The sequence below is a fragment of the Billgrantia endophytica genome, from assembly GCF_002879615.1.
Taxonomy (GTDB): Bacteria; Pseudomonadota; Gammaproteobacteria; order Pseudomonadales; family Halomonadaceae; genus Halomonas; species Halomonas endophytica.
In genome coordinates this window covers 296,338-322,522 of sequence record NZ_PNRF01000012.1, presented here as the reverse complement: position 1 = coordinate 322,522, position 26,185 = coordinate 296,338, and the positions used below count along the sequence as shown (strand labels likewise).

The 26,185-nt window shown below is 64.0% G+C and carries 29 protein-coding genes; 10 read left to right on the top strand and 19 right to left on the bottom strand.

Annotated elements, in window-relative coordinates; all coding sequences use genetic code 11:
• Positions 1–56 precede the first annotated feature (56 nt).
• Positions 57–980 carry a LysR substrate-binding domain-containing protein gene (locus tag C1H69_RS06625; protein ID WP_102652595.1) on the top strand — a complete coding sequence of 308 codons (924 nt, stop codon included), beginning with the start codon at positions 57–59 and terminating at the stop codon, positions 978–980.
• A gap of 88 nt (positions 981–1,068) precedes the next feature.
• Positions 1,069–1,725 (top strand): hypothetical protein, encoded by a 657-nt coding sequence (locus C1H69_RS06620; RefSeq protein WP_102652594.1) that lies wholly within the window; start codon positions 1,069–1,071, stop codon positions 1,723–1,725.
• A gap of 123 nt (positions 1,726–1,848) precedes the next feature.
• On the opposite strand, the gene rpoD is transcribed toward C1H69_RS06620, so the two are convergent.
• The 3 genes from rpoD to rpsU form a co-directional block, all read right to left on the bottom strand.
• Entirely contained in the window at positions 1,849–3,693 is a 1,845-nt protein-coding gene (gene rpoD, locus C1H69_RS06615; RefSeq protein WP_102652593.1) for an RNA polymerase sigma factor RpoD, read from the bottom strand.
• A 248-nt stretch (positions 3,694–3,941) separates the two neighbouring features.
• Complete coding sequence (gene dnaG, locus C1H69_RS06610; protein ID WP_102652592.1) at positions 3,942–5,768, bottom strand: DNA primase; 1,827 nt, start codon at positions 5,766–5,768, stop codon at positions 3,942–3,944.
• A 146-nt stretch (positions 5,769–5,914) separates the two neighbouring features.
• Positions 5,915–6,130 (bottom strand): 30S ribosomal protein S21, encoded by a 216-nt coding sequence (gene rpsU / locus C1H69_RS06605; protein WP_010629611.1) that lies wholly within the window; start codon positions 6,128–6,130, stop codon positions 5,915–5,917.
• Positions 6,131–6,516: 386 nt separating this feature from the next.
• Between rpsU and tsaD the strand changes: the two genes are divergently transcribed.
• Positions 6,517–7,548, top strand: coding sequence for a tRNA (adenosine(37)-N6)-threonylcarbamoyltransferase complex transferase subunit TsaD (tsaD, locus tag C1H69_RS06600; RefSeq protein WP_102652591.1), 1,032 nt, complete (start codon positions 6,517–6,519; stop codon positions 7,546–7,548).
• Between the two features lie 27 nt (positions 7,549–7,575).
• On the opposite strand, the gene plsY is transcribed toward tsaD, so the two are convergent.
• The gene (gene plsY / locus C1H69_RS06595) at positions 7,576–8,133 is read right to left on the bottom strand and encodes a glycerol-3-phosphate 1-O-acyltransferase PlsY (RefSeq protein ID WP_422666888.1); all 558 of its coding nucleotides are present in this window, start codon (positions 8,131–8,133) and stop codon (positions 7,576–7,578) included.
• A gap of 185 nt (positions 8,134–8,318) precedes the next feature.
• On the opposite strand from plsY, the gene folB reads away from it, so the two are divergent.
• Complete coding sequence (folB, locus tag C1H69_RS06590; RefSeq protein ID WP_102652590.1) at positions 8,319–8,684, top strand: dihydroneopterin aldolase; 366 nt, start codon at positions 8,319–8,321, stop codon at positions 8,682–8,684.
• Positions 8,684–9,193: a 2-amino-4-hydroxy-6-hydroxymethyldihydropteridine diphosphokinase gene (folK, locus tag C1H69_RS06585; RefSeq protein WP_102652589.1), complete on the top strand. Its 510-nt coding sequence runs from the start codon at positions 8,684–8,686 to the stop codon at positions 9,191–9,193. Before folB ends, folK begins: the two co-directional genes overlap by 1 nt.
• A 23-nt stretch (positions 9,194–9,216) precedes the next feature.
• Here the strand turns inward: folK and C1H69_RS06580 are convergent, their stop codons facing one another.
• From C1H69_RS06580 to C1H69_RS06545, 8 genes are read right to left on the bottom strand one after another with little or no spacing between them, the layout of a single operon-like run.
• Positions 9,217–10,356, bottom strand: a complete 1,140-nt coding sequence (locus C1H69_RS06580; protein ID WP_102652588.1) for a tRNA nucleotidyltransferase/poly(A) polymerase-related protein — start codon at positions 10,354–10,356, stop codon at positions 9,217–9,219.
• Positions 10,357–10,359: 3 nt separating this feature from the next.
• On the bottom strand, positions 10,360–10,689 hold the full coding sequence (gene glpE / locus C1H69_RS06575) for a thiosulfate sulfurtransferase GlpE (RefSeq protein WP_102652587.1): 330 nt from the start codon (positions 10,687–10,689) through the stop codon (positions 10,360–10,362).
• 22 nt (positions 10,690–10,711) lie between these two features.
• A complete protein-coding gene (locus C1H69_RS06570) occupies positions 10,712–11,539 on the bottom strand; it encodes a symmetrical bis(5'-nucleosyl)-tetraphosphatase (protein WP_102652586.1) in 828 nt (275 codons plus the stop codon).
• A gap of 15 nt (positions 11,540–11,554) precedes the next feature.
• Positions 11,555–11,944 (bottom strand): Co2+/Mg2+ efflux protein ApaG, encoded by a 390-nt coding sequence (gene apaG, locus C1H69_RS06565; protein ID WP_205738426.1) that lies wholly within the window; start codon positions 11,942–11,944, stop codon positions 11,555–11,557.
• The gene (gene rsmA / locus C1H69_RS06560; protein ID WP_102652585.1) at positions 11,941–12,753 is read right to left on the bottom strand and encodes a 16S rRNA (adenine(1518)-N(6)/adenine(1519)-N(6))-dimethyltransferase RsmA; all 813 of its coding nucleotides are present in this window, start codon (positions 12,751–12,753) and stop codon (positions 11,941–11,943) included. Before rsmA ends, apaG begins: the two co-directional genes overlap by 4 nt.
• Positions 12,754–12,779: 26 nt before the next feature.
• Positions 12,780–13,841 (bottom strand): 4-hydroxythreonine-4-phosphate dehydrogenase PdxA, encoded by a 1,062-nt coding sequence (pdxA, locus tag C1H69_RS06555; RefSeq protein ID WP_102652584.1) that lies wholly within the window; start codon positions 13,839–13,841, stop codon positions 12,780–12,782.
• Positions 13,841–14,506, bottom strand: a complete 666-nt coding sequence (locus tag C1H69_RS06550; RefSeq protein WP_102652583.1) for a SurA N-terminal domain-containing protein — start codon at positions 14,504–14,506, stop codon at positions 13,841–13,843. The genes pdxA and C1H69_RS06550 overlap by 1 nt, the downstream gene beginning before the upstream one ends.
• Before the next feature lie 50 nt (positions 14,507–14,556).
• Positions 14,557–16,992, bottom strand: coding sequence for an LPS-assembly protein LptD (locus tag C1H69_RS06545; protein ID WP_102652582.1), 2,436 nt, complete (start codon positions 16,990–16,992; stop codon positions 14,557–14,559).
• Between the two features lie 117 nt (positions 16,993–17,109).
• On the opposite strand from C1H69_RS06545, the gene C1H69_RS06540 reads away from it, so the two are divergent.
• The 3 genes from C1H69_RS06540 (at position 17,110) to C1H69_RS06530 (ending at position 19,308) form a co-directional block, all read left to right on the top strand.
• Complete coding sequence (locus C1H69_RS06540; RefSeq protein ID WP_102652581.1) at positions 17,110–18,156, top strand: aminoglycoside phosphotransferase family protein; 1,047 nt, start codon at positions 17,110–17,112, stop codon at positions 18,154–18,156.
• A complete protein-coding gene (gene murU / locus C1H69_RS06535) occupies positions 18,153–18,824 on the top strand; it encodes an N-acetylmuramate alpha-1-phosphate uridylyltransferase MurU (protein ID WP_102652580.1) in 672 nt (223 codons plus the stop codon). Before C1H69_RS06540 ends, murU begins: the two co-directional genes overlap by 4 nt.
• 64 nt (positions 18,825–18,888) lie before the next feature.
• Positions 18,889–19,308, top strand: a complete 420-nt coding sequence (locus C1H69_RS06530) for an OsmC family protein (RefSeq protein WP_102652579.1) — start codon at positions 18,889–18,891, stop codon at positions 19,306–19,308.
• A 145-nt stretch (positions 19,309–19,453) separates the two neighbouring features.
• On the opposite strand, the gene coq7 is transcribed toward C1H69_RS06530, so the two are convergent.
• The 6 genes from coq7 to phaR all read right to left on the bottom strand — a co-directional run bounded on the left by coq7 (position 19,454) and on the right by phaR (position 23,987).
• Complete coding sequence (gene coq7, locus C1H69_RS06525) at positions 19,454–20,098, bottom strand: 2-polyprenyl-3-methyl-6-methoxy-1,4-benzoquinone monooxygenase (protein ID WP_102652578.1); 645 nt, start codon at positions 20,096–20,098, stop codon at positions 19,454–19,456.
• A gap of 174 nt (positions 20,099–20,272) precedes the next feature.
• Entirely contained in the window at positions 20,273–20,614 is a 342-nt protein-coding gene (locus tag C1H69_RS06520; RefSeq protein ID WP_102652577.1) for a histidine triad nucleotide-binding protein, read from the bottom strand.
• A gap of 68 nt (positions 20,615–20,682) precedes the next feature.
• Positions 20,683–21,555: a phosphoribulokinase gene (locus tag C1H69_RS06515; RefSeq protein WP_102652576.1), complete on the bottom strand. Its 873-nt coding sequence runs from the start codon at positions 21,553–21,555 to the stop codon at positions 20,683–20,685.
• Positions 21,556–21,570: 15 nt separating this feature from the next.
• Positions 21,571–22,014, bottom strand: coding sequence for an acyl-CoA thioesterase (locus tag C1H69_RS06510; RefSeq protein ID WP_102652575.1), 444 nt, complete (start codon positions 22,012–22,014; stop codon positions 21,571–21,573).
• A gap of 44 nt (positions 22,015–22,058) precedes the next feature.
• On the bottom strand, positions 22,059–23,354 hold the full coding sequence (gene purD / locus C1H69_RS06505; RefSeq protein ID WP_102652574.1) for a phosphoribosylamine--glycine ligase: 1,296 nt from the start codon (positions 23,352–23,354) through the stop codon (positions 22,059–22,061).
• Positions 23,355–23,492: 138 nt separating this feature from the next.
• A complete protein-coding gene (phaR, locus tag C1H69_RS06500) occupies positions 23,493–23,987 on the bottom strand; it encodes a polyhydroxyalkanoate synthesis repressor PhaR (protein WP_102652573.1) in 495 nt (164 codons plus the stop codon).
• A gap of 96 nt (positions 23,988–24,083) precedes the next feature.
• Between phaR and C1H69_RS06495 the strand changes: the two genes are divergently transcribed.
• On the top strand, positions 24,084–24,797 hold the full coding sequence (locus C1H69_RS06495; RefSeq protein ID WP_102652572.1) for a 16S rRNA (uracil(1498)-N(3))-methyltransferase: 714 nt from the start codon (positions 24,084–24,086) through the stop codon (positions 24,795–24,797).
• Between the two features lie 17 nt (positions 24,798–24,814).
• Here the strand turns inward: C1H69_RS06495 and rloA3 are convergent, their stop codons facing one another.
• A complete protein-coding gene (gene rloA3, locus C1H69_RS06490) occupies positions 24,815–25,408 on the bottom strand; it encodes a retropepsin-like aspartic peptidase RloA3 (protein WP_102652571.1) in 594 nt (197 codons plus the stop codon).
• Between the two features lie 160 nt (positions 25,409–25,568).
• On the opposite strand from rloA3, the gene C1H69_RS06485 reads away from it, so the two are divergent.
• The gene (locus C1H69_RS06485) at positions 25,569–26,156 is read left to right on the top strand and encodes a hypothetical protein (RefSeq protein WP_102652570.1); all 588 of its coding nucleotides are present in this window, start codon (positions 25,569–25,571) and stop codon (positions 26,154–26,156) included.
• Positions 26,157–26,185: the final 29 nt, after the last annotated feature.

Below are 26,185 nucleotides of genomic sequence, written 5' to 3'. Positions count from 1 at the left end.
TTGGTGAGCACCAGACAAACGAGAATAACTCCTCTTGACTATAGAATAGCTAAACCATGAGCCGATTACTGCACGCCCAGACCCACGCCTGGCTGAAAGTCTTTGCCGTCAGTGCGCGCCACCTTTCGTTCACCCGCGCCGCCGAAGAATTGCATGTGACCACGGGAGCCGTCAGCCAGCAGATCAAGCAGTTGGAGACACGCCTTGGCTTCAAGCTGTTTCGTCGCTTGCCGCGCCGCCTGGAGCTGACCGAAGAAGGGCAACGGCTTGCCGACGTGGTGGAAGAGGCCTACCAGTCGGTCGGTCTCGAGGTGAAGCGACTGCGCAGTGGCGTGATGAGCGGCATCATACGACTGCGCAGCGTACCTGCCTTTCTCAGCAAATGGCTGATGCCACGCCTGCCACGGCTGCAAGCACGCTTTCCCGATATCGAGCTGCAGATCATTGCCGAGGACAGCAGCCTGTCGCTGCGCGAGGGCGAGTTCGATCTGGCCATCGACCTCAATGACGGGCACTACCCCGGGCTCTCCATCACACCACTGATGGAGGAAGTGATTTTCCCCGTCTGCGCGCCCGCGCTACTGCGACACCGACCGGCCCTCGGTCAGCCAGGCGACCTGGCCTGGTACCCGTTGCTGCACGACGTCACCGCCTGGCGCGGCGGTCACCCCTATGCCGAGTGGGAGCACTACCTGCATGAGGCAGAAGCGATACCGATCAATGTGCGACGCGGCTACACCTTCAATCGCCACCGACTGGCCATGGAGGGCGCCATCGCCGGCATGGGTGTGGCCATCGCTCGTCAGGCGCTGCTCACCAATGAGCTGAAAACGGGCGCCCTGATCGCCCCCTTTCCCCAGCGAATACCAACCGGCAAGCGCTACGGCATCGTACACACCAGCGGTGCACTGGACGATCGTCGCGTCGCCGCGGTGCATGACTGGATAGTCGAGGAAGCCGGGCGTTCCACTGCGTCCTGAGCAGGAACCATACGACCCGATAGGCAACAGCGGGAGGTGGCGCTACAATACATACACTTTTGCATGTAACCAACGGACGGAACCACACATGCGCCACAAGCTTCCTGCTGGCCAGCCTTGGCCGATCAGCTTCACTGCCATCTGTGTGAGGGCCGCTCTCTACATCCTGTTCGTTGCCGCGCTGGCCCAGGGTGCCTATCTCGAGGCGATGGGCCGCGAGGAGATCCGCTTCTCGGAGTATGGCTTTACCGAACTGACCCAGAGCGTGTTGCTGCTGAGCGCCTCGCTGTTGTTGCTCTACACCCGAATGGTACTCAAGGTGCTGCCCACCGTCACCCTGCTGATGTTCGCCTTCGTGTTCAGTTCGCTGATCCGCGAACAGGATTACTGGCTGGACACCTGGGTGGCCCGGCACACCTGGAAGGTGCTGGTGACGCTGCTCATCGTGCCTATCCTGTTCTGGGTGATTCGTGAGCACCGCCGCTTTGTGGTGGAGTTCGCCAGCTACGCCAACAGCTTCTCCTTCGGCCTGTTCGCCTCGGGCGTATTGACGACCTATGTGTTCTCACGCCTCTATGGACGCAGTGCCTTCTGGGAAGCCGTGCTGCAGGAACGCTATGTGCGCACCTTCAAGGACGCGGCGGAAGAAGTGGTCGAGCTGTTCGGCTACGCGCTGATACTGATCGCCGTCATCGAGCTCACACTGCTGGCGCGGCGCTGGCATCTGGCAGGCCACTCTCCCTAGACAAGCTACACACTCCAGGGCGCCTGCCGGATTGGGGATCAGCCATCACCCTGGCACACCATACAAAAACCCCGCGGCCGGCGGGGTTTTCGGTTTTCATACCAGACCGTGCGAGAAGCGCGCTTACTCGTCGAGGAACGAGCGCAGTGGCTCGGAGCGCGACGGGTGACGCAGCTTGCGCAGCGCCTTGGCCTCGATCTGACGGATACGCTCGCGGGTGACATCGAACTGCTTGCCAACCTCCTCGAGGGTATGGTCGGTGTTCATGTCGATACCGAAGCGCATCCGCAGCACCTTGGCCTCACGGGCCGTGAGCCCGCCCAGCACGTTGCGCGTGGCCTCGATCAGCCCCTCTCCGGTGGCAAGGTCCACCGGCAGCAACATGGTGCTGTCCTCGATGAAGTCGCCCAGGTGGGAATCGTCATCATCGCCGATGGGCGTCTCCATGGAGATCGGCTCCTTGGCGATCTTGAGCACCTTGCGCACCTTGTCCTCGGGCATTTCGAGACGCTCACCCAGCTCTTCCGGCGTCGGCTCACGCCCCATTTCCTGCAGCATCTGTCGCGAGACGCGATTGAGCTTGTTGATGGTCTCGATCATATGCACCGGGATACGAATGGTGCGCGCCTGGTCGGCGATGGAGCGAGTGATTGCCTGACGAATCCACCAGGTCGCATAGGTCGAGAACTTGTAGCCGCGGCGGTATTCGAACTTGTCCACCGCCTTCATCAGGCCGATGTTGCCTTCCTGGATCAGATCCAGGAATTGCAGACCACGATTGGTGTATTTCTTGGCGATCGAGATGACCAGGCGCAGGTTGGCCTCGACCATTTCCTTCTTGGCCCGACGTGCCTTGGCCTCGCCAATGGACAACCTGCGGTTGACCTCCTTGAGCTCGGGCACCGCCAGTTGGACCATATCCTCCTCGAAGGCGATCCGGCGCTGGGAACGCAGAATGTCGCCACGAAGGGGCGCAAGGCGATCCGCATACTTTCCATGATTGGCAATGAAGTCGTCGAGCCAGCCCTTGCGAGACTCGTTACCCGGAAACGCCTTGATAAAGGTCTTGCGCGGAATGCGAGCCTTCTTGACGAACAGCTGCATGACCGCCTTTTCCTGGGTACGCACCTGCTCGACGCTGATCCGCACCTGGTTGACCAGGCGCTCGAAATGCTTGGGCACCAGCTTGATCGGCGAGAACAGCTCGGCCAGGCGAGTCATCTCGGCCCGGGCTTCGGCACTGGCACGACCATGCGTCTCGATGGCCAGGCGTACCAGCTCGTTCTGCTCGCGGATCTGCTCGAAGCGCGCCTTGGCTTCCTCGGGATCGGGACCGCCCACGGTCTCTTCCTCGGCCTCGTCGTCGGCCTCGTCGTCTCCCTCGCTCTCGGTGTCGTCACGAAGCTCCTCTTCGGGAACTTCCGCTTCGGCGACGCCCGGAATGCCCTCGTCGGGGTCGATGAAGCCGGAGAACAGGTCGGACAGGCGCCCTGGCGCTTCCTCGTCCTGGGTGGCATCGTAGGCCTTGAGGATGGAATCCACCGCCCCGGGCAACCAGGCCAATGCGGACATGACCTCGCGGGTACCTTCCTCGATACGCTTGGCGATTTCGATCTCGCCTTCACGCGTCAGCAGCTCGACGGTTCCCATTTCACGCATGTACATGCGCACCGGGTCGGTGGTGCGACCCACATCGCTCTCTACCGCGGCCAGTGCCGCCACCGCTTCCTCGGCGGCCGACTCGTCAGCGGAGTGATCGGACATCATCAGCGTGTCTTCGTCGGGTGCCACCTCGACGACGCTGATACCCATGTCATTGATCATGCCGATGATGTCTTCCACCTGATCGGGATCGGCGATATCCTCGGGAAGGTGGTCGTTGACCTCGGCATAGGTCAGGTAGCCCTGTTCCTTGCCGCGCGCGATCAACTCCTTCAGGCGTGACTGCTGCTGCGCATTTCCAGCCATAGAAACCCTATCTCGACGAAGAAGAATGAAGCACCTGAGCGCTGGGGTGGAGAAAACTCATGAAGCCGAACAGTATAGCGGGAAATACCCCCTGCCCGCCAGTTCGCCTCATTTGCTCAACCGCTCAGGTGTGTTAATTTATCCGGTTATGCTGGCGCCGGAGTCCGGGTCGTGCTCTCTATGTGGTGATGGTAGAAGAGATTTCAACCCCACTACCAATTTCCTTCGTCATCCCTGACCTGCCACCATCAACTTCCCAGCTCTGCCAGCAGCGCCATCAGGCGCTGACGCTCCTCAGGCGAAAGCCGTTCGCCACTGCGCTGTCTTGTCAACAGGGCATCGATCTGCTCCTGGCAAGAAGGGCGCTGCTGATGCCGGCGGAAATGCTCGATCAGCCCATCGAGCTCATCCGCCCGGACCCCGCGAGGAATCAGCAATTCACGCCTCGCCAGTTCCGCCAGCCGCTGCCCCTGCTCACTACCATGAAAGTGCGCCAACAGCACCTGGGCGCTGCGATAGCGTCCTGCACGCAGCAGGCGTACCACCTCGCGACACAGGGGCACATCCGCGTCCCCCTCGGGGTACCAGTCGTCGTCTTCCGGCAGGCGTTCTATCAATATCGGCTCATGTACCAGTAACTGAAGGATTCGTGCCACCAATCCCAGCGACGCCTTACCGGATCGCGCGGCAACCCCCGGCCCTTTCAAGGGGGAAGGCGCCGCCGGCACGGGCGCCACTTCCGCCTCGGCAGGCTGCCTCGAGCCACTCTCGGCGCGCGCCATCAGCGCTTCGAAGCGCGCCTGATCGACTCCTGTGCGCCGAGAAAGTTCATTCAGGAGCAACGACTTCAACACCCCATCCGGCAGTTGGGCGATTGCCATCAGGACCTGGCTGGCATAGCGTTCACGATCCTCGATACGCGCCAGGTCGCGCCCTCGCGCCGCCTGGTCGAAGAGAAACTCCGATAGCGGACTGGCGCAGGCAATCCGATCGACGAAGGTTTCTGCGCCCTCACGCCGCACCAGGGTATCCGGGTCCTCCCCTTCGGGCAGGAACAGAAACCGAGCCTGGCGGCCATCGATCATCTGTGGCAGCACGGTCTCGAGCGCCCGCGTGGCGGCCTGACGCCCGGCCCGGTCGCCATCGAAGCAGAACACCACCTCGTCGACCATGCGAAACAGGCGCGACAGATGGTCCTCGCTGGTCGATGTGCCCAGGGTCGCCACGGCGTTGCGGATCCCGAACTGGGCCAGCGCCACCACGTCCATGTAGCCTTCCACGATCAGCAAGCGCTCCATCCGGGAGTTGGCCTGACGCGCCTCGAAAAGCCCGTAGAGTTCCCGCCCCTTGTGGAACACCGGTGTTTCCGGTGAATTCAAGTACTTGGGCTTGGCATCCCCCAGGACCCGGCCGCCGAAGGCGATGGTCCGGCCTCGAATGTCGCGGATCGGGAAAATCACCCGGTCGCGGAAGCGATCGTAGGTTCGCCCGCTCTCCTCGCGATGCACCAGCAGACCGTACTCGATCTGGACGGACTCGGGGATCTCCCTCGCCGACAGGTGGCGCTTGAGAGCCTCCCAGTCATCCGGCGCGTAGCCGATGCCAAACTCAGTCTGTATCTCGGGCGAGAGGCCACGCGTCGCCAGATAGTCCCGGGCGCCCTTCCCCTCCGGCATCTTCAGCCGTTCACGAAAGAAACTCGCCGACAGCTCCAGCAGATTGACCCCTTCCTGACGCTTGCGATCCCGAGCCTGAGCGCGCGGATCGTCGGCGCCCTCGCGAGGCACCTCGATGCCGAGCCGGGAAGCCAGTTGCTCCACCGCATCGGGAAAGCGCAGGTTGTCGTACTCCATCAGGAAGCGCAGGGCATTGCCATGGGCGCCACAGCCAAAGCAGTGATAGAACTGCTTGTCGGCGCTAACGGTAAAGGACGGCGTCTTTTCCTGATGAAAGGGGCACAGGCCGGAATGGTTGCGCCCGGTCTTTTTCAGTTGCACTCGCTCGCCCACTATCTCGACTACGTCGACGCGGGCCAGCAAATCATCGATGAAACGCTGCGGTATCTGACCGGCCATGCGGGTATCGCCACCTCCGAACGGGACAGGCGGATAAAGGGCGTGGCAGACTCAGGCGGAAAAACAAACGGCCACCCGCCGGCGGCCGCTTGGTCATCCTTCCAGGACAGCCGACGCAATACGCCTCGACCACCCCACAGTACGGATCAATAAAGCCTTTCGAAACGCTTCCGCTCACGCTGGAGCTTCTTGGCGTGACGCTTCACCGCAGCTGCTGCCTTGCGCTTGCGCTCTGCAGTCGGCTTCTCGTAGTGCTCGCGACGGCGAACCTCGGACAGAATGCCGGCTTTTTCACAGGAACGCTTGAAACGACGCAGCGCTACGTCAAACGGCTCATTATCACGTACTTTGACAGAAGGCATTAAGCACTCACCTACCTTAAAATTTCTTGAGTTCGGTTTGTACGCACACCCCCTTTGGACAACCTCCGCGATCGCCACGATGAGATCGGCAGCACGCCACCGATGTCAAAAGCGGCACTAGCAGGCGGAAGCGCCCCTGGATGCACGACCCAGTCCTACAGCGCACAGTATTCTAGACGCCAGTTCATCGCTTTGCAAATTCCTTGCTGCCACTTTCGACACCCCGGGCTGGCGGCGCCAGCAGCCCTTCAGTCAGTCGCCCGCTGCATCTCGGCACACGCCGGCTCGACCGACGCACGCCGGTTGCTCTTTACAGAACCCTTCGGCGGTCCGCGACAAGACGATTTGCTAGAATGGTGTCTTCTCCCCTTCCGCGAGCCCGCATCATGCTAGTACTCGGCATCGAAACCTCCTGCGACGAGACCGGCGTTGCCCTCTACGACACCGAGCTTGGCCTTGTGGCCGATGCCCTCTACAGCCAGGTCGCCATGCACGCCGAGTACGGCGGCGTCGTGCCCGAACTCGCCTCGCGGGACCACACCCGTCGGCTGCTGCCGCTGATTCAGCAGGTTCTCGACGAGGCCGGCGTGACACGCACCGAGCTGGACGCGATTACCTATACCGCCGGCCCCGGCCTGGTCGGGGCCCTCATGGTAGGGGCCAGCACCGCCCATGGCATGGCGCGGGCGCTGGGGATACCGGTATTGGGCGTACATCACATGGAGGGGCACCTCCTGGCGCCCATGCTGGAGCCGACCCCTCCTGCGTTTCCCTTCGTGGCACTCCTGGTTTCCGGCGGACATACGCAACTGGTGGAAGTCCAGGGGCTGGGATGCTATCGGCTACTGGGCGAGTCGGTGGACGATGCCGCCGGCGAGGCCTTTGACAAGGCCGCCAAGATGCTGGGGCTCGACTACCCGGGCGGACCTCGTGTGGCGAAGCTGGCGGAGGAAGGCGATCCGGGCCGCTTCCGCTTCCCACGCCCGATGACCGACCGCCCCGGTCTCGATTTCAGCTTCTCGGGGCTCAAGACCCACACCCTGACCACTCTGCGCAAACTGGAACAGGAGGGTGGGCTCGACGACCAGGCCCGCGCCGATGTGGCCCGGGCCTTCGAGGAAGCCGTGGTCGACACGCTGGTCATCAAGTGTCGCCGGGCGCTGGACGACACCGGGCTGAAACGGCTGGTGGTGGCAGGTGGGGTCAGCGCCAATGTGCGCCTGCGCGAGCGACTGGAGCGTGAAACCGACAAACGCAGCGCGCAAGCCTTCTACCCGCGTGGCCGTTTCTGCACCGACAACGGCGCCATGATCGCCTACGTGGGAGCGCAGCGGCTGCTGGCCGGTGAACATGACGAGATCGGTATCATGAAAGCCACGCCGCGCTGGCCGATGGAAACCCTGGCCGCACCTCGATGAGCCTGAGCCTCGGCAGGCCTGCAGTCTTCATCGCAGGCTGGGCTCGTCCCCTTTCTGCAAACGACGAATATTGAGCAGGTGACGCACCAGCACCAGCGCCGTGAAGGCCAGCACCACGCCAACGTAGTCCGGCGCCAGCCAGATGCTGGCCAGCGGGGCAAGGCCCGCACTGGCAAGCGACGCCACGGCAGCCGTACCTACCCGCCAGGCCAGCAGGATCCACAGCAGCGCACAGCACAGTGCCACCCAGGGCGTCAGCACCACCATCACGCCGAAGGCACTGGCCACCGCCTTGCCGCCGCGGAAGCGTGACCAGAGAGGATAGCTGTGCCCCAACAGTACCGCCAGCCCCACCACCCCCTGGGCCCAGGGGGGCATGCCCAGAACGAGAGCCAGCCACAGCACCGGCATTCCCTTGACGGTATCCAGCAGCAGGGTCGCCAATGCCAGCCGCCGCCCGTGCAGGCGCAGCACGTTGGAGAACCCGGGGTTGCCGGAGCCCTCCTGGCGTGGGTCACGCACACCCGCCAGCCGGCACACGATCAGTGCGCCCAACCAGGAGCCGGAGAGATAGCCCAGCAGCATCAGTGGCAATAGCCACTCGAACGACGTCACCCGTGCGCGCCTCCATCAAAGCCCATTGCTGAATTCTGCCAGTGCAGGCCCTCCGAGGACAGTACCGGCTCACTGTCATACGCCTTTCGGCTCACGTACAATCAGGCGCCAATCGGGGATGCCACCGCATCCCACTACCGGCCGGGGAGTCCTCAATGGATCGTGTACTGATCGAGTCGCTCGGGGTGGACACCGTGATCGGCGTCTATGCCTGGGAGCGCAGCATCACTCAACGGCTGCTGCTGGACCTGGAACTGGCCACCGATATCCGCCCTGCCGCCGCCAGCGACGATATCGCCCAGGCTCTCGACTATGCCGCCATCAGCGAACGCATCACCCGCTTTGCCACCGAGAACGACTTCGCCCTGGTGGAAACCTTCTGCGAACATCTTGCCGCCACCTTGCGTGACGAGTTCGCCATCCCCTGGCTTCGCCTGACCGTTCGCAAGCCAGGCGCCGTACCCGCCGCCGCCGCCGTCGGGGTGCGCATCGAGCGGGGCACCCGTGCGGAGGGAAGCTGATGGCCCTGATCAGCGTCAGCATCGGCAGCAATATCGATCGTGACCATCACGTGCGGACCTGCCTGGACGCATTGTCGGCCACGTTCGGCACCCTGGCCGTCTCAAGGATCTTCGAAAGTGAGCCGGTGGGTTTCGAGGATGGACGTAATTTCTTCAACCTGGTAGTCGCTTTCGAGAGCCACTGGACGGTGGGTGAACTGCAGGCCTGGTGCAAGCGACTGGAATTCGCGAACGGTCGTCGCGAGGATAGCCCCAAGTTCAGCCCTCGCACCCTGGACATCGATCTGCTGACGGTGGGAGAGCTCACCGGCATCCATGATGGCGTTGCACTACCCAGGGAGGAGATTCTTCACCACGCCTTCGTGCTGCAGCCGTTGGCCGAACTGCTGCCGGAAACTCCGCATCCTCTCGATGGCCGCCCCTACGCCCAGCTGTGGGCCAGCTTCAATGCTGCCGACCAGTGCCTCTGGCCGATCGAGTTCAGCTGGAAACCTCGGGCAGTGCGGTGACACTCTTGCCCGGGAGCATGCCGCTACCGGCTCGCCAGTGCTTCCGCCAGTATGGCCCGACGCCGTCGGGCCAGCTCCTCGCCCAGCGCCCCGCCCTCGAAGCCCTCCACCACCAGGGTCCTGGGCGAGAGCCGTGACACCGCCGACCAGCCTCGCTCCAGTTCCCCGGCAAGCGCCGGGGCTTCCAGGCTCATCAACGCCAGCAAGGGCGGCACCCTCTCGCTGCGTCGCCAGGCATCGATGCCATCCAGCCAGTCATGGACCTCTGCCACATCGGGCTCAGGCCGTTTCCACAGCCTTCTCGTCAGCGCTGCCTGCCGCGCCAGGTCGCGATAGCGCCGAGGCAAGCGCAGGCGCTCTGCCATGGCGGCCCGGGAAGGCTCGTCGAGATGCTCGACCAGGCGTGCCCAGCGCCAGCAGGCCCGCTCCCCGAGCATCACATTGTCAGGCAGGCGGTCGAGCCGGGTCAGTGCCGCGTCCAGCATACCGGCGTCCTGCGCCAGCTCCGGAAACAGCACGGCCAGGGCGCCGCACTCATCCAGCACACGGAAGTAGACCGCCGGCCGAGGCTCGCCCAGAGCCTTCTCGGTTTCGGTCCACACCCGCTCGGCCACCAGGTGAGCAAGCTCACCGCTTTCGGTCAGCTCACGCATCAACCCCCGGGTCTCGTCGGCAATGATGAAGCCGAGCCCGGCATAGCGGGCAAGAAACCGGGCGGTGCGCAGCACGCGCAGCGGATCCTCGACGAAGGCCGGTGACACATGGCGCAGCACGCGCGCCTGGAGATCCCCGAGCCCCCCGTGGGGATCGACAAGCTCGCCCTCGGGGGTCTCGGCCATGGCGTTGATCGTCAGGTCCCGTCGGGCCAGGTCCTCTTCCAGCGTCACCTCGGGGCTGGCATGCACCACGAAGCCGGTATAGCCATGCCCGGACTTGCGCTCGGTACGCGCCAGGGCGTATTCCTCATGGGTTTCGGGGTGCAGGAACACGGGAAAGTCACGCCCCACCGGCCGGAACCCGCGCCGTTGCATCTGCTCCGGCGTGGCCCCCACCACGACCCAGTCGGTGTCTTGTACCGGCCAGCCAAGCCGGGCGTCACGAACGGCACCGCCCACCTGATAGACCTCGAGCCCTTCGAGGTATCGGTCACGCCTCGTCGTCATGGTTCAGCGCTCCACCCGGCCCGGGTGACGATGCTGCCATTCGGTGAAGCCCCCATCGAGGCTGTAGACCTCGGAAAAGCCCTGCCCAGACAGCCATGCGGCCGCCTGCTGGCTGGAATGGCCGTGGTAGCAGACCACCACCAGCGGCTGCTCCCGAGGAGCGGATTCGAGAAGTGCCGGCACGCTGTCGTTATCCAGATGCCGGCTTCCGGGAATGCGCCCGTTCGAAAAGCTGCCTGGATCCCGGATATCCACCAGAGTGAAGGCCTCCTCGGTGGAGAACCACTCTGCCAGAGTACCGATATCCAAATGCTGAAAGGGGGTGAGAGCCATCTGGCCTCCCGTGTCGAGGGTGTCAGTTGCGCTGGCGGCTGGGCACGCCGATGCGCTCGCCGGTGGAGAGGTTCAATGCCGTGAGACTACCGCCCCAGACACAGCCGGTATCCAGCGCCTCGGCACAGACCCGAGCCCCGGGGACCTGGCCTTCCAGCGCCGCCCAGTGGCCAAAGATCAGGCGGGCATCATCGCTGCGCGGATAGCAGAACCAGGGGGAGAAACCGGACGGGGCGCTGCCAAGCCCCGCCTTGGCGGCAAAGTCGAGGCAGCCCCTGGCATCGATGAAGCGCATGCGAGTCAGGACATTGACGATGACTCTCAGCCGATCGATACCTGACAGCGCCTCATCCCAGCAGGCTGGCTCATTACCGTACATACGCTCGAGGAATGCCCCGCCCTGCTCGCCCTGAAGCTGCCTTTCCACTTCGCCGGCAAGGGATTCGGCCTGCTTGGGCGACCACTGTGGTAGCAGGCCGGCATGCGTCATGACATCATCGGCCAGCCCCTCTCCCGCCTGGCGAACGAGAAGCGGCCGCGACTGCAGCCAGTCGAGCAGCGCCTCGCGATCCGGCGCTGCGAGTATGGCCGACAGGGTATCCTTTCGGTTGAGCGGGACACCGCCCCGGGCCACCGCCAACAGGTGGAGGTCGTGGTTACCCAGCACGGTGACGGCCGACTCGCCGAGAGATCGCACTTCGCGCAGGCAGGCCAGGGAAGCCGGCCCGCGATTGACCAGATCCCCGGCCAACCACAGCTGGTCGTGGCGGGGATCGAACTCGAGCCGCTCGAGCAGTTCGACGAACTCTGCGTGACAGCCCTGGATGTCGCCGATGGCGTAAGTCGTCATGTCGCCTCCCCTGCGTCAATGGACCTGATTGGGCCCGGCCAGCCGGAACGGAGGAATGGACACTTCGAAAGGCCGCTGACTGGCGGTATCGACACAGGTGTAGGCTCCTTCCATCACACCGACCGGCCCGTCGAGGATGGCACGACTGGTGTAACGGAAGGTCTGGCCCGGGCCTATCATCGGCTGTTGCCCGACCACCCCCTTGCCACGAACTTCCTGCACCTTGCCACTGCCCTGGGTTATCTTCCAGTGACGGGCCAACAGTTGCATGCTTCGCGGGGAGTGGTTGTGGATGGTCACGGTATAGCTGAAGACATAGCGAGACGCTTCGCTCGACGATTCATCGTCACGAAAGGCGGGTTCCACATCGACGAGGACTTCGCGATCCATGGGGGCCTGGGTCATGACATCACCTCCGCTGCGGCCAGGTGATTGGCGATACGCACGAACTCTTCGATCGTCAGGGTCTGTGGGCGACGGGAAGGTTCGATACCCAGTGCCACGAGGGCATCGGCATCGATGCAACCCTTGAGGTTGTTGCGTAGCGTCTTGCGCCGCTGCCCGAAGGCCTGGCGCACCACCTTGAACAGCAAGGTCTCATCGGTCGCCGGATAAGGCAGCTCGGCATGAGGCGTCAACCTGACGATGGCGGAATCGACCTTGGGCCTGGGCACGAAGGCCTCGGGCGGCACCACGAACAGGGCGTCGACCCGGCAGCGGTACTGGGCCATGACGGAGAGCCGTCCCCAGTCGGGCCCACCCGGCCCGGCCGCCAGACGCTCCACCACCTCTTTCTGCAGCATGAAGTGCATGTCGGCAATGGCGTTGCCGGCTTCGAGCAGATGCCCGATGAGCGGGGTGGAGATATTGTAGGGCAGGTTACCCACCACCCGCAGCGGCTCGCCCTCGCCGCGCAACGCACGGAAATCGAATTTCAGCGCATCCCCTTCGTGCACGACGAAACCGGGGTGGTCGAAGAACTGCACGCGCAGCCCGGGGATCAAGTCCCGGTCCAGCTCGATCACCTCCAGCTCCCCGCCAGCGGCCTCGATCAGAGGCTCCGTCAGAGCACCCTGCCCGGGTCCGATCTCCACCAGCCGGTCTCCGGGGCGAGGCCCGATGGCGCGCACGATACGCGAAATGATGCCGGGGTCACGCAGGAAGTTCTGGCCGAAGCGCTTGCGAGCGCGGTGGACCGGCGGGCGCGATGCCATGAAAGTGTCCTTGTCTTGATCGTTCGTCAGGATGATGAAACCATCGAACCGCGGTGCGCCATGTCGGCAGCCAGCTCCACCGCCACGCACAGGCTTCCCGGGTCGGCAATACCGCGACCGGCTAGGTCCAGCGCCGTGCCATGATCCACGGACGTGCGCACCAATGGAAGACCCAGCGTAATATTGGCAGCCCGGCCGAAGCCGGCATACTTGAGTACCGGCAGGCCCTGATCATGATACATGGCCAGCACGGCATCGACCTCTGCCAGGTGTCGCGGCGTGAACAGGGTATCCGCCGGCAACGGCCCGTCGAGCAACAGGCCATCTTCGCGAAGGCGCTCGAGGCAGGGGATGATGACGTCCAGCTCTTCACGACCCAGGTGCCCGCCTTCACCGGCGTGAGGGTTGAGGCCGCACACGGCTATGCGGGGCCTTGCCACGCCGAACCACCGTTGCAGGTCGGCATGCAGAATTCGCAGGATCCGCTCGAGTCGTGCCTCGGTAATCGCATCGGCCACTTCTCTCAGCGGAAGATGCGTGGTGGCCAAGGCCACCCTGAGCGCGGCATTCCCCCGCCAGCCGGCTTCTCGGGCATGCAATGCGCTGCCGGTCGCCAGCAGCATGACCACCTCGTCGACGCCGCAGGCATCACGCAGGTACTCGGTGTGTCCAGTGAAACCGGCATGACCCGCATCGAGTACCACACCCTTGTGCAGTGGTGCCGTCACCATGCCGCCGGCATGGCCCGCGAGGCACGCCCGGACCGCCACGTCCAGCGTTTCCAGCACATAGCCAGCATTGGCGGTGGCAAGCCGGCCAGGGAGGCTCGGCTCACGCAGTGCCACCGGCCAGACCGGCAGCAATCCGGCCCTGGGGGGCGGCACCGGCTCGCCCGGCGCGAGCTCCAGCAGTTCGACCGGCCGTTCGATCATGGCGGCCCGCTCGGCCAGCAGCTGCGGATCCCCGACCGCCACGACACGCGCCGACAGCGCCTTGCCGGCTGCCAGCAGCAGAGTCAATTCCGGGCCGATGCCGGCAGGCTCTCCCGTGGTGAGCGCCAGCACCGGCCCGTGGGCCGGCAGGGTCATCAACGTGACGCTGAGAGGCGGTTGTCGATGAAGGCGTCGGCTTGAATCTCCTGGATCCAGGCTTCCAGCGCCTCATTGGCCTTGCGCTGGAACACCATCTGGCGAGCCTGCTCACGGCTCATGCCGCCGCCCTGCTGTTCCATGAAGCGCTCTACCTCGCGCTCGCTGACGTTGACACGGTTGCCGACCTGACTCTGGTGCAGTTCACGCATCAGCATCTCCCGGCGAATCTCCTCGCGCACCGAGGCGATCGTCAGGCCATCGGCCTCGACGGCGTCAGCGAACTCATCCAGCGTCATGCCATTGCTTTCGGCGATGGCGCGCATCTGGCGGTTGAGTTCGGTGTCATCGATATTGAGGCCGGCATCCGATGCCATCTGCAGTTGGATCTCCTCGACGATGATCTGCTCGAGCATCTGCTCGCGCAGCACCGACTGGGAGGGAAGACTCTGCCCCTGTCCGGCCAGTTGGCTGCGGGCTTGCTCCACCCGATCGGCCAGTTGGCTCTCCATGATGGCCTGCTGGTTGACCACTGCCACAATGCGGTCAAGCGACTGCCGCTCCACCGACTGGAAGCTCTGGGCCTGGGCGGTCAGCGGCAAGGTGCCCAGGCACAAGGCCAATGCCAGGCTAGCGCCCAGAGTGGCGATTCGCGGAGTGCGCATGTCATTCTTTCCTCTCATGAAGTCTCTCGTATGGGGCCGCTGGGGCCAGCTCAAAAAGCGGTGGCGCGGTAGCCCGGCACGGCCTGTTCGAAATATTCGCCGGCATCGCCGCCTACGCCACCGAGCCCCTTGAACACGAAACGCAGGAAGAGACCGCGTTCGGTGAAGTCGTCCTCGATGGTGTTGGCGGTATCATTGTCATCGACCCATTCACGCCATACCAGTTGCACGCCATAACAGCAGTCGTTCCACTGCACACCGGCAAGCTGCTCCAGACTGCGTCGGTTGGTGTGGTCATAGATGAAGCGGCCGATCAAATCCACCCTCGGGTCGAGTTTATAAGCGAAGGAGAGATCATACTCCTCGCGGTCATAACCCAACCGATCCTCGTCATCCCCGGACGGGTCGAATCCTTGGAGTTGCCAACGATAGCCGAGGTTCAATACATGCCCGGCGGGATTGCGATAGCGCAGGCTCACCGTGGTTCTCTCGGTTCGCTGTCGATTATCGTCATAGAGCCACTCGTAGCCTGTACTCCAGCGCTCGTTTATCTGCCAGTCCAGGCGTGTCACCAGCGGTGATCGGTCCCGGGTGGCCTGGTATAACCGCTCTCCGTCATCGACGCTGGGCGAAGGCAGCGTATTGGGGTCGCCCCCCATGTCGATGTTTCGGTCGTCGAAATAGACCGCCTGGCCGACACCCAGCGACAAACGCTCACGACCACGGGCATCCTCGAGCAATCGAGACTCTACGCCCAGGGACAGCCGGTTCAGATCGCCGACCCGGTCGGAACCGGAAAAGCGATGCGGCGACCAGAGCTGATTCCAGGAGAAGGCGCGCTCATCGCTGTCGAAGTCGGGAAATTCGCTCTGGTCACGGGCCGGGACGTAAGCGTAGTTGGCCCGCGGCTCCAATGTCTGACGATAATCGCGCCCGCCGAGTTCCAACTCGCGCTCGAACACCAGGCCGCCGTCGATGGTGCTGACCGGCACGTTGCGGGTCAGGCCGGTGTCGCGGTCCGTGTCGCGATCGCCGTAGTCGAGGTCATAGGCCGTCGCGAGCCACTCGACTCGCGGCTCCAAATGGCCCCAGCTCTCGTCGAAGCGCCAACCTGTAGCGGGTGACAGATGTACTCGGGAACCGACGGCAGCCTCGCGCAACGGCACGTTGTTGCGGTCCACGTCGCGCCAGAAGTAAGTGTAGTTGGAACGCCATTGCTGGTAGAACCCCCCAGCCTGCGACCAGCGGGCATCGGCGGTCAGGCCGGGCAGGCGGTAAAAGGGCTTGTCACGGTCCCGCAGCGGGTCGTCGAGGCGCTGAAAGCCCTGGGCACGAGCATCCAGGTTCCAGACATCCCCACGATAGTTGAGACGTGCCAGGCGCGGCATGTTGGTCGGGTCGTCGCCGAAGACACTGCCATAGTCGTCGAAATAACGACCGTCACTGGCCGCCCCATAGCGCAGGTCGTAGCGAGTACGGGCGTCGAAGCGACCGGTATGTTGATAGTCGATATACCAGCGGTCCTCGCCCTCATAGCGTCGTGAGGCATCGTTGGGGTCGTCGCTGGAACCGCCACCGTCACTGGAGAGATAGGCGCCCTCCACCTGGCCGGCGTCGGTCGGAAACAGGTAGCGGTACTCGCCGCCCAGCAGCAGGCCCCTATCGGTTATCCAGCGCGGCGTGATGGTGGCATCGTGGTTGGGGGCAATGTTCCAGTAGAACGGCTGGGCATAGTCCAGGGCATCGCTGGAGATGCCGAGCGACGGCCAGAGGAAGCCGGTCTGGCGGCGGTCGTCGATGGGGAAACGAACCCATGGCCAATAGAACACCGGCACCCGCCCCAGCTCCAGGCGCGCATGGCGCGCCGTCCCGAAGCCGCTCTCGCGGTCCAGCACCAGGTCGTTCGTCACCAGCCGCCACAGGTCATCGCCCGGATCGCAGGTGGTGAAATTCGCCGATGTCAGCCGATAGCGGCCGTCTTCCAGGCGAGCCAGCTGCAGGGCATTGCCCCGCAGGCGCTGGTCGTGAATGACATAGTGGGCCGTGTCGATGCTCGCGGCGTCAGAGACCAGGGAAAACTCGGCAGCCTGCCCCCTCACCAGAAGGTTCTGGTCGCGAAGCGCCAGCGGCCCTTCGGCGAAGGCCTGCTCCCGGGAAGAGGGCACATTGACTCGCGGCGACTCCAACTGGGTCTCCCCACGCCGAAGTATCACCTCGCCGCCCAGTATGGTTTCGCCATCCTCACCGTAGTGGGCACTGTCCGACTCGGTTCGCACCTGTTCGGGGTCATCGGTGGCGGGCAGGCGATAGGCCGGCATCACGTAGACGCCGCGACACAGCGCCTCGGCGGGGCGATCCTCGCTCCAGGGGTGCCAATCCATCTGCCATGCCGGCAACGGCTCCAGCGCTACTGCCTGCTGCGCGCCGAGCGTCAGGCCGGAAGTGATCAGGACGGCCATTGCCGCTCCTGCATGTCGCTTGCCCATGGTCCCTCGATGTCCTTGGCGAAGAGAATCGGTATTATACAGACCGCACCCAGCCTGTCGTATGCGTCGCTCAGCATGCGGCGGAGCCCAACGGGCGTCAACCAGCAAGGAGCCAGCATGACCCAGGCCGATACCCCGACGCGACTCGACGCCCTGCGCCGCTGGGCGGCCGAGCGGCACAGGCTTCCCCCCGAGTCGCTTCATCTCCATCTGGCTGCCGGCGATGCCAGCTTTCGCCGCTACTTCCGGCTGCGCCTGCCCGACGGCACCACACGCATACTGATGGATGCGCCCCCCGAACAGGAAGATAGCCGCCCTTTCGTCAGCATTGCGCGTCGTTGGCGATCTGGTGGCCTGCCGGTGCCACGGCTGCATGCCACCGACCTGGAGCAGGGATTTCTCGAGCTCGACGATCTGGGTGACGAACCGCTGCAAACCCACCTGCAAGGAGAAACGGACCCCGCCACCCTGGCCTGGCACGATAAGGCGCTGGCTCTACTGCATGAACTGCAGAACAGTGCCTCTCCCGATGACCTGCCCGCCTATGATGCCGCACTCCTGGGCCGGGAGCTCGATCTCTTTTCGGATTGGTGCCTCGGCGAATGGCTCGACATGGCCAGACCGCCGAGCTGGCAGGCCCTGCGTGACACACTGATCGAGATGGCACTCATGCAGCCCGTGGTCACGGTACATCGCGATTACGATGCGATGAACCTGATGGTGCACGGTGATGACCTCTACCTGATCGACTTCCAGGACGCAGTGGCCGGCCCCATCAGCTATGACATGATCTCGCTGCTGCGCGGACGCTATTGCCGCTTTCCATCCGGGCGTTTCGCCGCCTGGGTCGAGGGCTTCCGACAGTCCGCCATTGCGGACGGCCGGCTTCAGAGCACCCTTTCCGCCGAGGCGTTTCTCCAACAAGTGCAGGCCATGGCGGCGCAGCGTTGCCTGAAGGTGCTGGGTATCTTCTGCCGCCTGACCCTGCGTGACGGTCGAGACGGTTACCTCCAGCGCCTACCGCATTTCCTTCACCACCTGGAAGACAGCCTGGCAGAGCTGCCCGGTCACGATGAATTCCGCGATTGGCTGACCGGCACCTTCCGCCCCGCCCTGGAGGAAAGACTGGCCACCGAGGGCATCCAGACGGGAAGCTCGTCATGAAGGCAATGATCCTGGCCGCCGGGCTTGGCACACGCATGCGGCCATTGACCGACCACTGTCCAAAACCGCTGCTGCCGGTGGCCGGCAAGCCGCTCATCGTGCATCACCTGGAACGGCTCAGGGCAGCCGGGATCGTGGAGGTCGTGATCAATGTCAGCTACCGGGGAGAGCAGATCATCGAGTCACTGGGGGACGGTTCCTCTTTCGGCATCACCATCGCCTGGAGTCGCGAGGAGACGCCGCTGGAAACCGGGGGCGGTATTCGCCAGGCGCTTCCGCTTCTCGGCCAGGCGCCCTTTCTGCTGGTCAATGGCGATATCTGGAGTGACCTCGACCCGACAAGCCTGCCCGCCCTGGGTGATGACCTTGCCCATCTGGTGCTGGTCGACAATCCCGACCATCATGCTGATGGCGATTTCCACCTGGATAGCGACGGAAGGGTCCGTGAGCAGGGCGAACCGCGCCTGACCTTCGCCGGGATCAGCCTGCTCGACCCGGCACTGGCGGCCCAGCATGCACCCGGCGTCTTTGCCCTGGCGCCACTGCTGCGTCAGGCGATGGCCGAGGGACGTGTCGGTGGTACTCTTCACCGCGGTGCCTGGGTCGATGTGGGCACCCCTCAGCGACTCGCCAGCCTGGATCGGCGATTACGGACCCTGTCGGGCTGAGCCAAGATCCCCTGGATGCTATCCTGCCCACCACTGAACCCGTCTCGATGAGGAAGCCTTGCCAATGAAAGCCAGCGTCAAGTGGACCGACGGTCGCCAGTTCGTGACCGAATCCGGCAGTGGCCACAGCGTGGTCGTCGACGGCCCGCCCGAACATGGAGGCCGTAATACCGGGCCCCGCCCCATGGAAATGCTGCTGATGGGGATGGGCGCCTGCGCCTCCTTCGATGTGCTGGAGATCCTCGAGAAGGCCCGCGCGTCGGTCACGGACTGTGTGGCCCGGGTCGAAGCGGAACGCGCCGACGCCGTGCCGGCGGTCTTCACCAGGATTCACGTCCATTTCACCGTGGCGGGTCACAACCTCAAGGAGAGCCAGGTCAAGCGCGCCGTGGAACTCTCTGCCGAGAAGTACTGCAGCGCCTCCATCATGCTGGCCAAGGGTGGCGTCGAAATCACCCACGCCTACAGCATCGTGGATGCCTGAATGTGCGGATGCCTTGCCGTCATGGCGGCGGGGCGTCCATGTGGCGCCACACGTGGAGGGCGAGATAGGAGCGAAGCGGGCAGGGTATTGCGCCTCGGGCGATATCGATGAAGCGCGGGTGGATATCAACGCTCATGGCAAACGCTCAGATTCGATAGACGCTCTTGGTCATCACCTTGGACATCAGCGACATGCCGAACTTCACCGGCGCGGGGAAGCGGGCTCCACCGGCTTCCAGCGCCAGCTGGGCGTGGTGGGCCTCGTCGATGGCCATTTGCCGTAGCACGGCACGGGAGCGATGATCGCCGGGCGGCAGGGTTTCAAGATGCTCGTTCAGGTGCTTGCCCACCTGCTCCTCGGTCGCCGCCACGAAGCCGAGGCTGACACGGTCACCCACCACACCGGCCACCGCGCCCAGCCCGAAGGACGCCGCATAGAATAGCGGGTTGAGCACACTGGCATGGCCGCCCAGCTCCTGCAGGCGCTCATCGCACCATGCCAGATGGTCGATCTCCTCCTGGGCGGACTGCTCCATCTGCTCCCGTACCCGGGGCAGCTTGGCGGTGAACCCCTGCCCCTGATAGAGCGCCTGCGCGCAGACCTCGCCAGTGTGATTGATACGCATCAACCCTTCCGAGTGGCGGCGCTCTTCCACTGTCATCTCGTCATCCTGCACATCCGGCGCGACCGGCGAGGGGCGTGAGGAACGCGCCGCATGGGGCAGCAGGGTGCGCAGCACGGTATCGAACTGATGGATCATCGTGTCGGCTCGGGTAAGCTTGCGGTTCATGTCACTCCCTGTTACAGAACTGGCCGTCAAGACTGGTAGCGGGCCCAACCCAGGCACGGGTCGCCTGGATACCTCGGCATGGATACCGCAACGCCACCCTGAAGGTGGCGCCCCTGGTATGCACCTGATGCGTCGAACGCCTCGACGCGCGCGATTTTCACCGCAAAGCGCCGGCTAGCCAGCCGGCCAAGTAAAGCGTCGACCGCCCATCAGGTGCATATGAATATGATAGACCGTCTGGCCGCCATGGTCATTGCAGTTCATCACCACCCGGTAGCCATCCTCGGCGAAGCCCCGCTCCCTGGCCAGCCTGGCTGCGGTGTACTGCAGTCGGCCCATCAGTGCCAGGTCGGCCATCTCGATGTCATTGAGGGTGGCGATATGCTGCCTGGGTATGATGAGGATGTGCGTCGGCGCCTGGGGGTTGATATCGCTGAACGCCAGCACGTGCTCGTCCTCATGGACGATATCGGCGGGAATCCCGCGGTTGACGATCTTGCAGAACAGGCAATCCATCGGTCTCGCGCTCCTGTCGTGTCATGTTGCGCGTCAGTATGGCGGCGGTTGGGTCGAGGAGGAAGGGTTCAGCGAAAGCGCCGCTGGGCAAGCAGATGGCGTACCAGCGGCGCCAGGATCAGTTCGATGGCCAATGACATCCTGGCGCCCGGCACCACCAGCGTATGGGGGCGGCTCATGAAGGCGTCCTGGATCATCGCCAGCAACCAGGGGAAGTCCACGGTCGAGGGGTCGCGAAAGCGGATGACCACGAATGACTCCGCATCATTGGGTATGTCCTGCACCTCGAAGGGGTTGGAGGTATCCACCGTGGGGACGCGCTGGAAATTGATGTGCGTGCGCGAGAACTGCGGCTGGATATAGCGAACATAGTCGCCCATGCGCCCCAGGATGGTATCGATCACCGCCTCCTGGGAGTAGCCGCGAAGCTTGATGTCACGGTCGATCTTCTGGATCCATTCCAGGTTCATGGTCGGGGCCACGCCGACCAGCAGGTCGACATGCCGGGCGATATCGTGCTCGGCGGTGACCAGCCCGCCATGCAGCCCTTCATAGAAAAGCAGATCGGTACCACAGGGTAGCGGCTGCCATTCGGTGAAGGTGCCGACCTGACAGCCGGCCTCGATCATCTGCTTGTCCTCGGCATGGATGTAGTGCCGGAAGGTACCGCTGCCCTGCTCGCCATATTCCTGGAACAGCGCCTCGAGGCGATCGAGCAGGTTGGCCTCCACCGCGAAGTGCGAGAGTTCATCCTTGCGCTCGGGCTCTTCACGAAAGATGCGCGCCAGCTCATCCCGGGTATAACGATGAAAGGCATCGCCATCGACGCTGGCGGCATGGACGTCTTCCCTGGCAAACATCCGCTCGAAGGTGCGTTTCACCGTGGTGGTGCCGGCCCCGGAGGAGCCGGTCACGGCAATGATCGGATACTCACGAGACATCGGATACTCCCTTCATCAGGCGCTCGTCCCCGATGCCAGACGGGATACGAGACACTCCGGCAATGGCACCACCTTACCGCCACGGGAAGGATCGACAAGCAGCAGCGTCAGCATCGCGGTCGCCGCCAGGCGCCGGTCGGCGCGATGCGTCACTCGATGGAAGACCCGCAGCCCCTTTCCTTCCGGTACCGGAATAGCCGTTTCGATCTCCAGCATATCCGGCCAACGGGTCTCGGAGTGATACTGCACGGCAAGCTCGGCCACCAGCGCGGGATATCCCCCGATATTCCGTTCATCGACGCCCAGCGTGACGAGGGCTGCCGCTCGCGCTTCCTGCAGCAGCGATATCAGCGTGTCATGACCAAGGTGCCGTGCATGGTTCATGTCGCCGATGCGAACGCTCAGGGTATGCGAATGTCGCCAGACGCCTCGAGGAAACTCCACTGTGATCCGATCCATTCACGCTCCCTGATAGTGTTGTCGATCGTTTTGCCTTGCCGTCATCAATCGGCTTGACGTTCACGGGCAACCGCCCGGAATGCAATGTCGCGACGGTACTGAACATCGGCCCACTGAATCGATGCAACGCCTTCATACGCCATGTCTCGTGCCTGGGAGGCTCCGTCACCCAGCGCCGTGACACAGAGTACGCGACCGCCCGCGGTGACGACCTCGCCCCGTCCATTGTCGGCCGTTCCGGCGTGAAAGACCTTACAGCCCGTCGCTTCGGCGGCCTCGAGCCCGTCGATGACCTCGCCCTTCCGATAGCTTCCCGGATAGCCGCCCGCCGCCAGCACGACGCCCACGGCAACCCGCGGGTCCCAGTCGCAGGTCTGGCCGGCCAGCCTCCCCCGGGCCCCCGCCAGACACAGTTCGGCCAGGTCGGACTGGAGACGCAGCATGATCGGCTGGGTTTCCGGGTCGCCGAAGCGACAATTGTACTCGATGACCTTGGGGTTGCCGTCGGTATCGATCATCAGGCCCGCGTAGAGGAAGCCGGTATAGGGGTGCCCCTCTGCCGCCATGCCGGATACCGTGGGCATGATGACCTGTTCCATGACCCGCTCGTATACCGTGTCGGTCACGACCGGTGCTGGCGAGTACGCCCCCATGCCGCCGGTATTGGGTCCTTCGTCACCGTCCAGCGCCCGCTTGTGATCCTGACTGGTCGCCATGGGCAGCACGGTCTTGCCATCCACCATGACGATGAAGCTGGCCTCCTCGCCCTCGAGGAACTCCTCGATCACCACTCTCGCTCCCGCGTCGCCAAAGGCGTTGGCTTCCAGCATGTCGCGCACGGCCGCCTCGGCCTCGGCCAGGGTCATGGCGACGATGACGCCCTTGCCCGCCGCCAGGCCGTCGGCCTTGATCACGATCGGCGCGCCTTGCTCGGCCAGGTAGGCGAGTGCCGGCTCGACGTCGGTGAAGGTACGATAGGCCGCCGTGGGGATGGCGTGGCGAGCCAGGAAGTCCTTGGTGAAGGATTTCGACCCCTCGAGTCGAGCGGCGCCCTGAGTCGGTCCGAAGATGACAAGACCCGCCTCACGGAAGCGATCGACCACACCCGCCACCAGCGGCGCCTCGGGACCGACGATCGTCAGTTCGATACCTTCTTTCCGCGCGAATGCCAACAGGCCAGTCAGGTCGTCCACATCGATGGCGACGTTGGTCAACCCCGGCTCCCGGGCCGTCCCGGCGTTACCGGGCGCCACGAAGACCCCCTCGACGCGAGGAGATTGGGCGACCTTCCAGGCCAGGGCATGCTCGCGGCCACCGCCGCCGATGATCAGAACCTTCATCCGTTACACTACCTATCTCTGACTAGGTGAAGCCGGGCTTTGACGAAGCCTGGCTTGGCAAAACGCCCGGCTTCGTGAAAACGGGCGTGGAAAACGTCGCGGCATTATGTCAGAAAGCCGACGCCGACGCCGCCCCGCTCAGGACTTCCCGGGCTCGTCGTCCGTCTTCTCATCATCCTTTCCATCGTCTTTCTCATCGGCATTGGCCTGGCCCTGGCCAATGGTCTTCTGCCAGAAACGCATGTTTTCCTCGGCCATCTCGCGCATCAGGTCCATGGGCGAGTGGCGCATGGCCTGTTTCCACTGGTCCTGCATGCGTTTCTGCTGCTCGAGCATCAGCTGCGTGCCCTGCTCCAGGTAGCGTGCCAGGGGGAGGGGCTGTGCCATATCGTAGACACGAATGAACTGCGCCAGCAGGTCATTCGAGAAAACCTCGGACTCCCCGTCAGCCTGCTCCTGCTCGATGATGATCGACAACAGGATGGTGCGGGTGAGATCTTCCCCGGACTTCGCATCCTCGACCCGGAAGGGCTCCTCGTCGAGAATCAGACGACGCAGGTCCTCGAGCGTCACGTAGCGACTCTGTTGCGTATCATAGAGCCTACGGTTGGCATACTTGCGAATCACGCGCACGGTGGCACTCCTCGTCATGAAAGGCAGACTTGCCCTGTGATGCTATTGTGCACCGCGCCACGGCCCTTGCAAATCGAACCGGCATAACGAGACCCGATGAACTTGATACTGCTTGCTCCCGAAGAGATCGAACACAGCCGACTGGCACGTATCCACGACCCCCGTCGCCTGCGCCACCTCAAGGAGATACACAGGGCAAGAGTCGGCGACCGGTTCACGCTGGGCGTCGAAGGGGGCGGTATCGGCCATGGCGAGCTGATGTCACTGAGCGACCGGGAAGCCTGCTTTTCCCTGGGAGCCCTGGACGCTCCGCCACCGCCGCCGTTGCCGGTGCACCTCATACTCGCGCTGCCGCGTCCGCGCATGTTGGCCAGAAGCCTGGAGCACCTCACGGCGCTCGGCGTGAAACAGGTCACGCTGCTGCACACGCAGCGGGTGGAAAAGAGTTACTGGCAGTCGCCCGAGCTCGCGCCGGAGAAGATTCTTGCCCATCTCGTGCTGGGCCTGGAGCAGGCCCGGGACACCGTGATGCCCACGGTAACGCTGGCCAAGGGTTTCCGCCCCTTCGTCGAGGAGCAGTTGCCGGCGCTGATCGAGGGGCGGCGCGGCCTGCTCGCGCATCCCGGCATGGCACGAGCATGTCCTCGCGGCATCAACGAACCCACCCTCCTGCTGGTGGGCCCGGAGGGTGGATTCATACCATTCGAGGTCGAGCGACTACTCGAGGCGGGCTGTGAAGGCATTCACCTGGGACCGCGTATTCTGCGCGTCGAAACGGCGGTCACGGCCCTGCTCGCCCGGCTCTTCTAGGTGTGGGAGGAAGTGCATCACTCATCCTCTTCCTCCTCCTCGTAGCGCATCACAGCGGCGTCCTCGCCGCACTCCGGCGAGTTGAGGAAGGTACGGGTCACGTCGAGAAGGCCCAGATGCCCGATGGAGCGGCGTCCCAGCAGAAGCGGATAGTGCATCTCGCCACGGTCACGAAGGCTGAATTGCTCCTCGTAGATGGTGTCGCCCATACAGACTTTCATGAGCACCACGGGACGCTCGTCCCGTCCGCCGGCTCCACGCACCCGGATGTCCCGATAGACCGGCATTTCCAGGACCTCGGAGAAGGTCTCACCGTTCGACTCGTCCTCGAGTTCCAGGCGAAAGCGCACCCACTCCTCATCCTCCTTCTCGAAGGTTTCGATGTCGCGAGCGTCGAGAGAGGACGTGAGGGCGCCACTGTCGAGCTTGGCCTTCACCTCGACTCCCCAAGGCTCCAGCGTCCCTTTCTCCACCCATCCGAACACCGTCTTGTCGTCGGCAGCAGCGCCCTGGGACGCGCCGGCTGCCAGCAGCAACAAGGTGGCGCCTGCCAGGCCCAGCCGTCCGCTCGCCCAGCGCTTGAATGGGTAACGCAGGATGCTTCCTTTCATGAATGGACTCCCTATTGATGGATCGCCTAGATGGACCTCGCCGCGCCTGACAGGTTCCACGGCTCTCGCTGACCGAAGCCCAGCAGGCCGGCGGCGTGAGGAAGTCATGTTCTCACATCGGCTACACTGAACGGGTCACCGAGGAAAAGGAGGACATCCTATGACACAGCGCCGCTTGACAAGGACGACCCTGGCCGCTTCCGTCGGCATGCTGGTCGCCGGGCTCACCATCGGGGCCCAGGCCCAGTTCGATCCCCAAGGCCTCTATTCGGCCAGGACCATCCTCGACGCCGAGGTTCACTTCGAGGCCGCCCCGGACAGTCAGCCCAGCGCTGTCGTTGACATACTGCTCGGTGATGACATGCAGGTCCACGCGCTGGTGGTGCAATCGGACACCACGATAGGACAGAATGGCGATCACCTGGTCATCACCAATGCCCACTACCGGCTGGTCACCCATGAAGAGGATGGCGATACCGCCCATGACGTGATCGTCGACGCTGATGAAGAGGCGCTTGACGCCATGCCGCGCTATGACCAGCAGTGGTGGGACATGGCCCGGCAACGCGCACGTGATGCCTGGCACACGGCCGGCGAGGGTGCCGAAAGCGCCTGGCACCAGACCCGGGAAGGTGCCGACCGCATCGGCGAGGGGGCCGAGAGCGCCTGGGAGCGCACCCAGCAGGGCGCCGAGCGTGCCGGAAGAGCGATCAGCGAGACCCTGGACGACTGGAGCCGTCGCGACTGAATCAGTGCCCGTGACGTCCAGCCAGATGA

Excerpts from the sequence above, each read along its gene's own strand:
- C1H69_RS06625 (WP_102652595.1), top strand. The coding sequence starts at position 57 with ATGAGCCGATTACTGCACGCCCAGACCCACGCCTGGCTGAAAGTCTTT.
- C1H69_RS06620 (WP_102652594.1), top strand. The coding sequence starts at position 1,069 with ATGCGCCACAAGCTTCCTGCTGGCCAGCCTTGGCCGATCAGCTTCACT.
- rpoD (WP_102652593.1), bottom strand. The coding sequence starts at position 3,693 with ATGGCTGGAAATGCGCAGCAGCAGTCACGCCTGAAGGAGTTGATCGCG.
- dnaG (WP_102652592.1), bottom strand. The coding sequence starts at position 5,768 with ATGGCCGGTCAGATACCGCAGCGTTTCATCGATGATTTGCTGGCCCGC.
- rpsU (WP_010629611.1), bottom strand. The coding sequence starts at position 6,130 with ATGCCTTCTGTCAAAGTACGTGATAATGAGCCGTTTGACGTAGCGCTG.
- tsaD (WP_102652591.1), top strand. The coding sequence starts at position 6,517 with ATGCTAGTACTCGGCATCGAAACCTCCTGCGACGAGACCGGCGTTGCC.
- plsY (WP_422666888.1), bottom strand. The coding sequence starts at position 8,133 with ATGCTGCTGGGCTATCTCTCCGGCTCCTGGTTGGGCGCACTGATCGTG.
- folB (WP_102652590.1), top strand. The coding sequence starts at position 8,319 with ATGGATCGTGTACTGATCGAGTCGCTCGGGGTGGACACCGTGATCGGC.
- folK (WP_102652589.1), top strand. The coding sequence starts at position 8,684 with ATGGCCCTGATCAGCGTCAGCATCGGCAGCAATATCGATCGTGACCAT.
- C1H69_RS06580 (WP_102652588.1), bottom strand. The coding sequence starts at position 10,356 with ATGACGACGAGGCGTGACCGATACCTCGAAGGGCTCGAGGTCTATCAG.
- glpE (WP_102652587.1), bottom strand. The coding sequence starts at position 10,689 with ATGGCTCTCACCCCCTTTCAGCATTTGGATATCGGTACTCTGGCAGAG.
- C1H69_RS06570 (WP_102652586.1), bottom strand. The coding sequence starts at position 11,539 with ATGACGACTTACGCCATCGGCGACATCCAGGGCTGTCACGCAGAGTTC.
- apaG (WP_205738426.1), bottom strand. The coding sequence starts at position 11,944 with ATGACCCAGGCCCCCATGGATCGCGAAGTCCTCGTCGATGTGGAACCC.
- rsmA (WP_102652585.1), bottom strand. The coding sequence starts at position 12,753 with ATGGCATCGCGCCCGCCGGTCCACCGCGCTCGCAAGCGCTTCGGCCAG.
- pdxA (WP_102652584.1), bottom strand. The coding sequence starts at position 13,841 with ATGACCCTGCCGGCCCACGGGCCGGTGCTGGCGCTCACCACGGGAGAG.
- C1H69_RS06550 (WP_102652583.1), bottom strand. The coding sequence starts at position 14,506 with ATGCGCACTCCGCGAATCGCCACTCTGGGCGCTAGCCTGGCATTGGCC.
- C1H69_RS06545 (WP_102652582.1), bottom strand. The coding sequence starts at position 16,992 with ATGGGCAAGCGACATGCAGGAGCGGCAATGGCCGTCCTGATCACTTCC.
- C1H69_RS06540 (WP_102652581.1), top strand. The coding sequence starts at position 17,110 with ATGACCCAGGCCGATACCCCGACGCGACTCGACGCCCTGCGCCGCTGG.
- murU (WP_102652580.1), top strand. The coding sequence starts at position 18,153 with ATGAAGGCAATGATCCTGGCCGCCGGGCTTGGCACACGCATGCGGCCA.
- C1H69_RS06530 (WP_102652579.1), top strand. The coding sequence starts at position 18,889 with ATGAAAGCCAGCGTCAAGTGGACCGACGGTCGCCAGTTCGTGACCGAA.
- coq7 (WP_102652578.1), bottom strand. The coding sequence starts at position 20,098 with ATGAACCGCAAGCTTACCCGAGCCGACACGATGATCCATCAGTTCGAT.
- C1H69_RS06520 (WP_102652577.1), bottom strand. The coding sequence starts at position 20,614 with ATGGATTGCCTGTTCTGCAAGATCGTCAACCGCGGGATTCCCGCCGAT.
- C1H69_RS06515 (WP_102652576.1), bottom strand. The coding sequence starts at position 21,555 with ATGTCTCGTGAGTATCCGATCATTGCCGTGACCGGCTCCTCCGGGGCC.
- C1H69_RS06510 (WP_102652575.1), bottom strand. The coding sequence starts at position 22,014 with ATGGATCGGATCACAGTGGAGTTTCCTCGAGGCGTCTGGCGACATTCG.
- purD (WP_102652574.1), bottom strand. The coding sequence starts at position 23,354 with ATGAAGGTTCTGATCATCGGCGGCGGTGGCCGCGAGCATGCCCTGGCC.
- C1H69_RS06495 (WP_102652572.1), top strand. The coding sequence starts at position 24,084 with ATGAACTTGATACTGCTTGCTCCCGAAGAGATCGAACACAGCCGACTG.
- rloA3 (WP_102652571.1), bottom strand. The coding sequence starts at position 25,408 with ATGAAAGGAAGCATCCTGCGTTACCCATTCAAGCGCTGGGCGAGCGGA.
- C1H69_RS06485 (WP_102652570.1), top strand. The coding sequence starts at position 25,569 with ATGACACAGCGCCGCTTGACAAGGACGACCCTGGCCGCTTCCGTCGGC.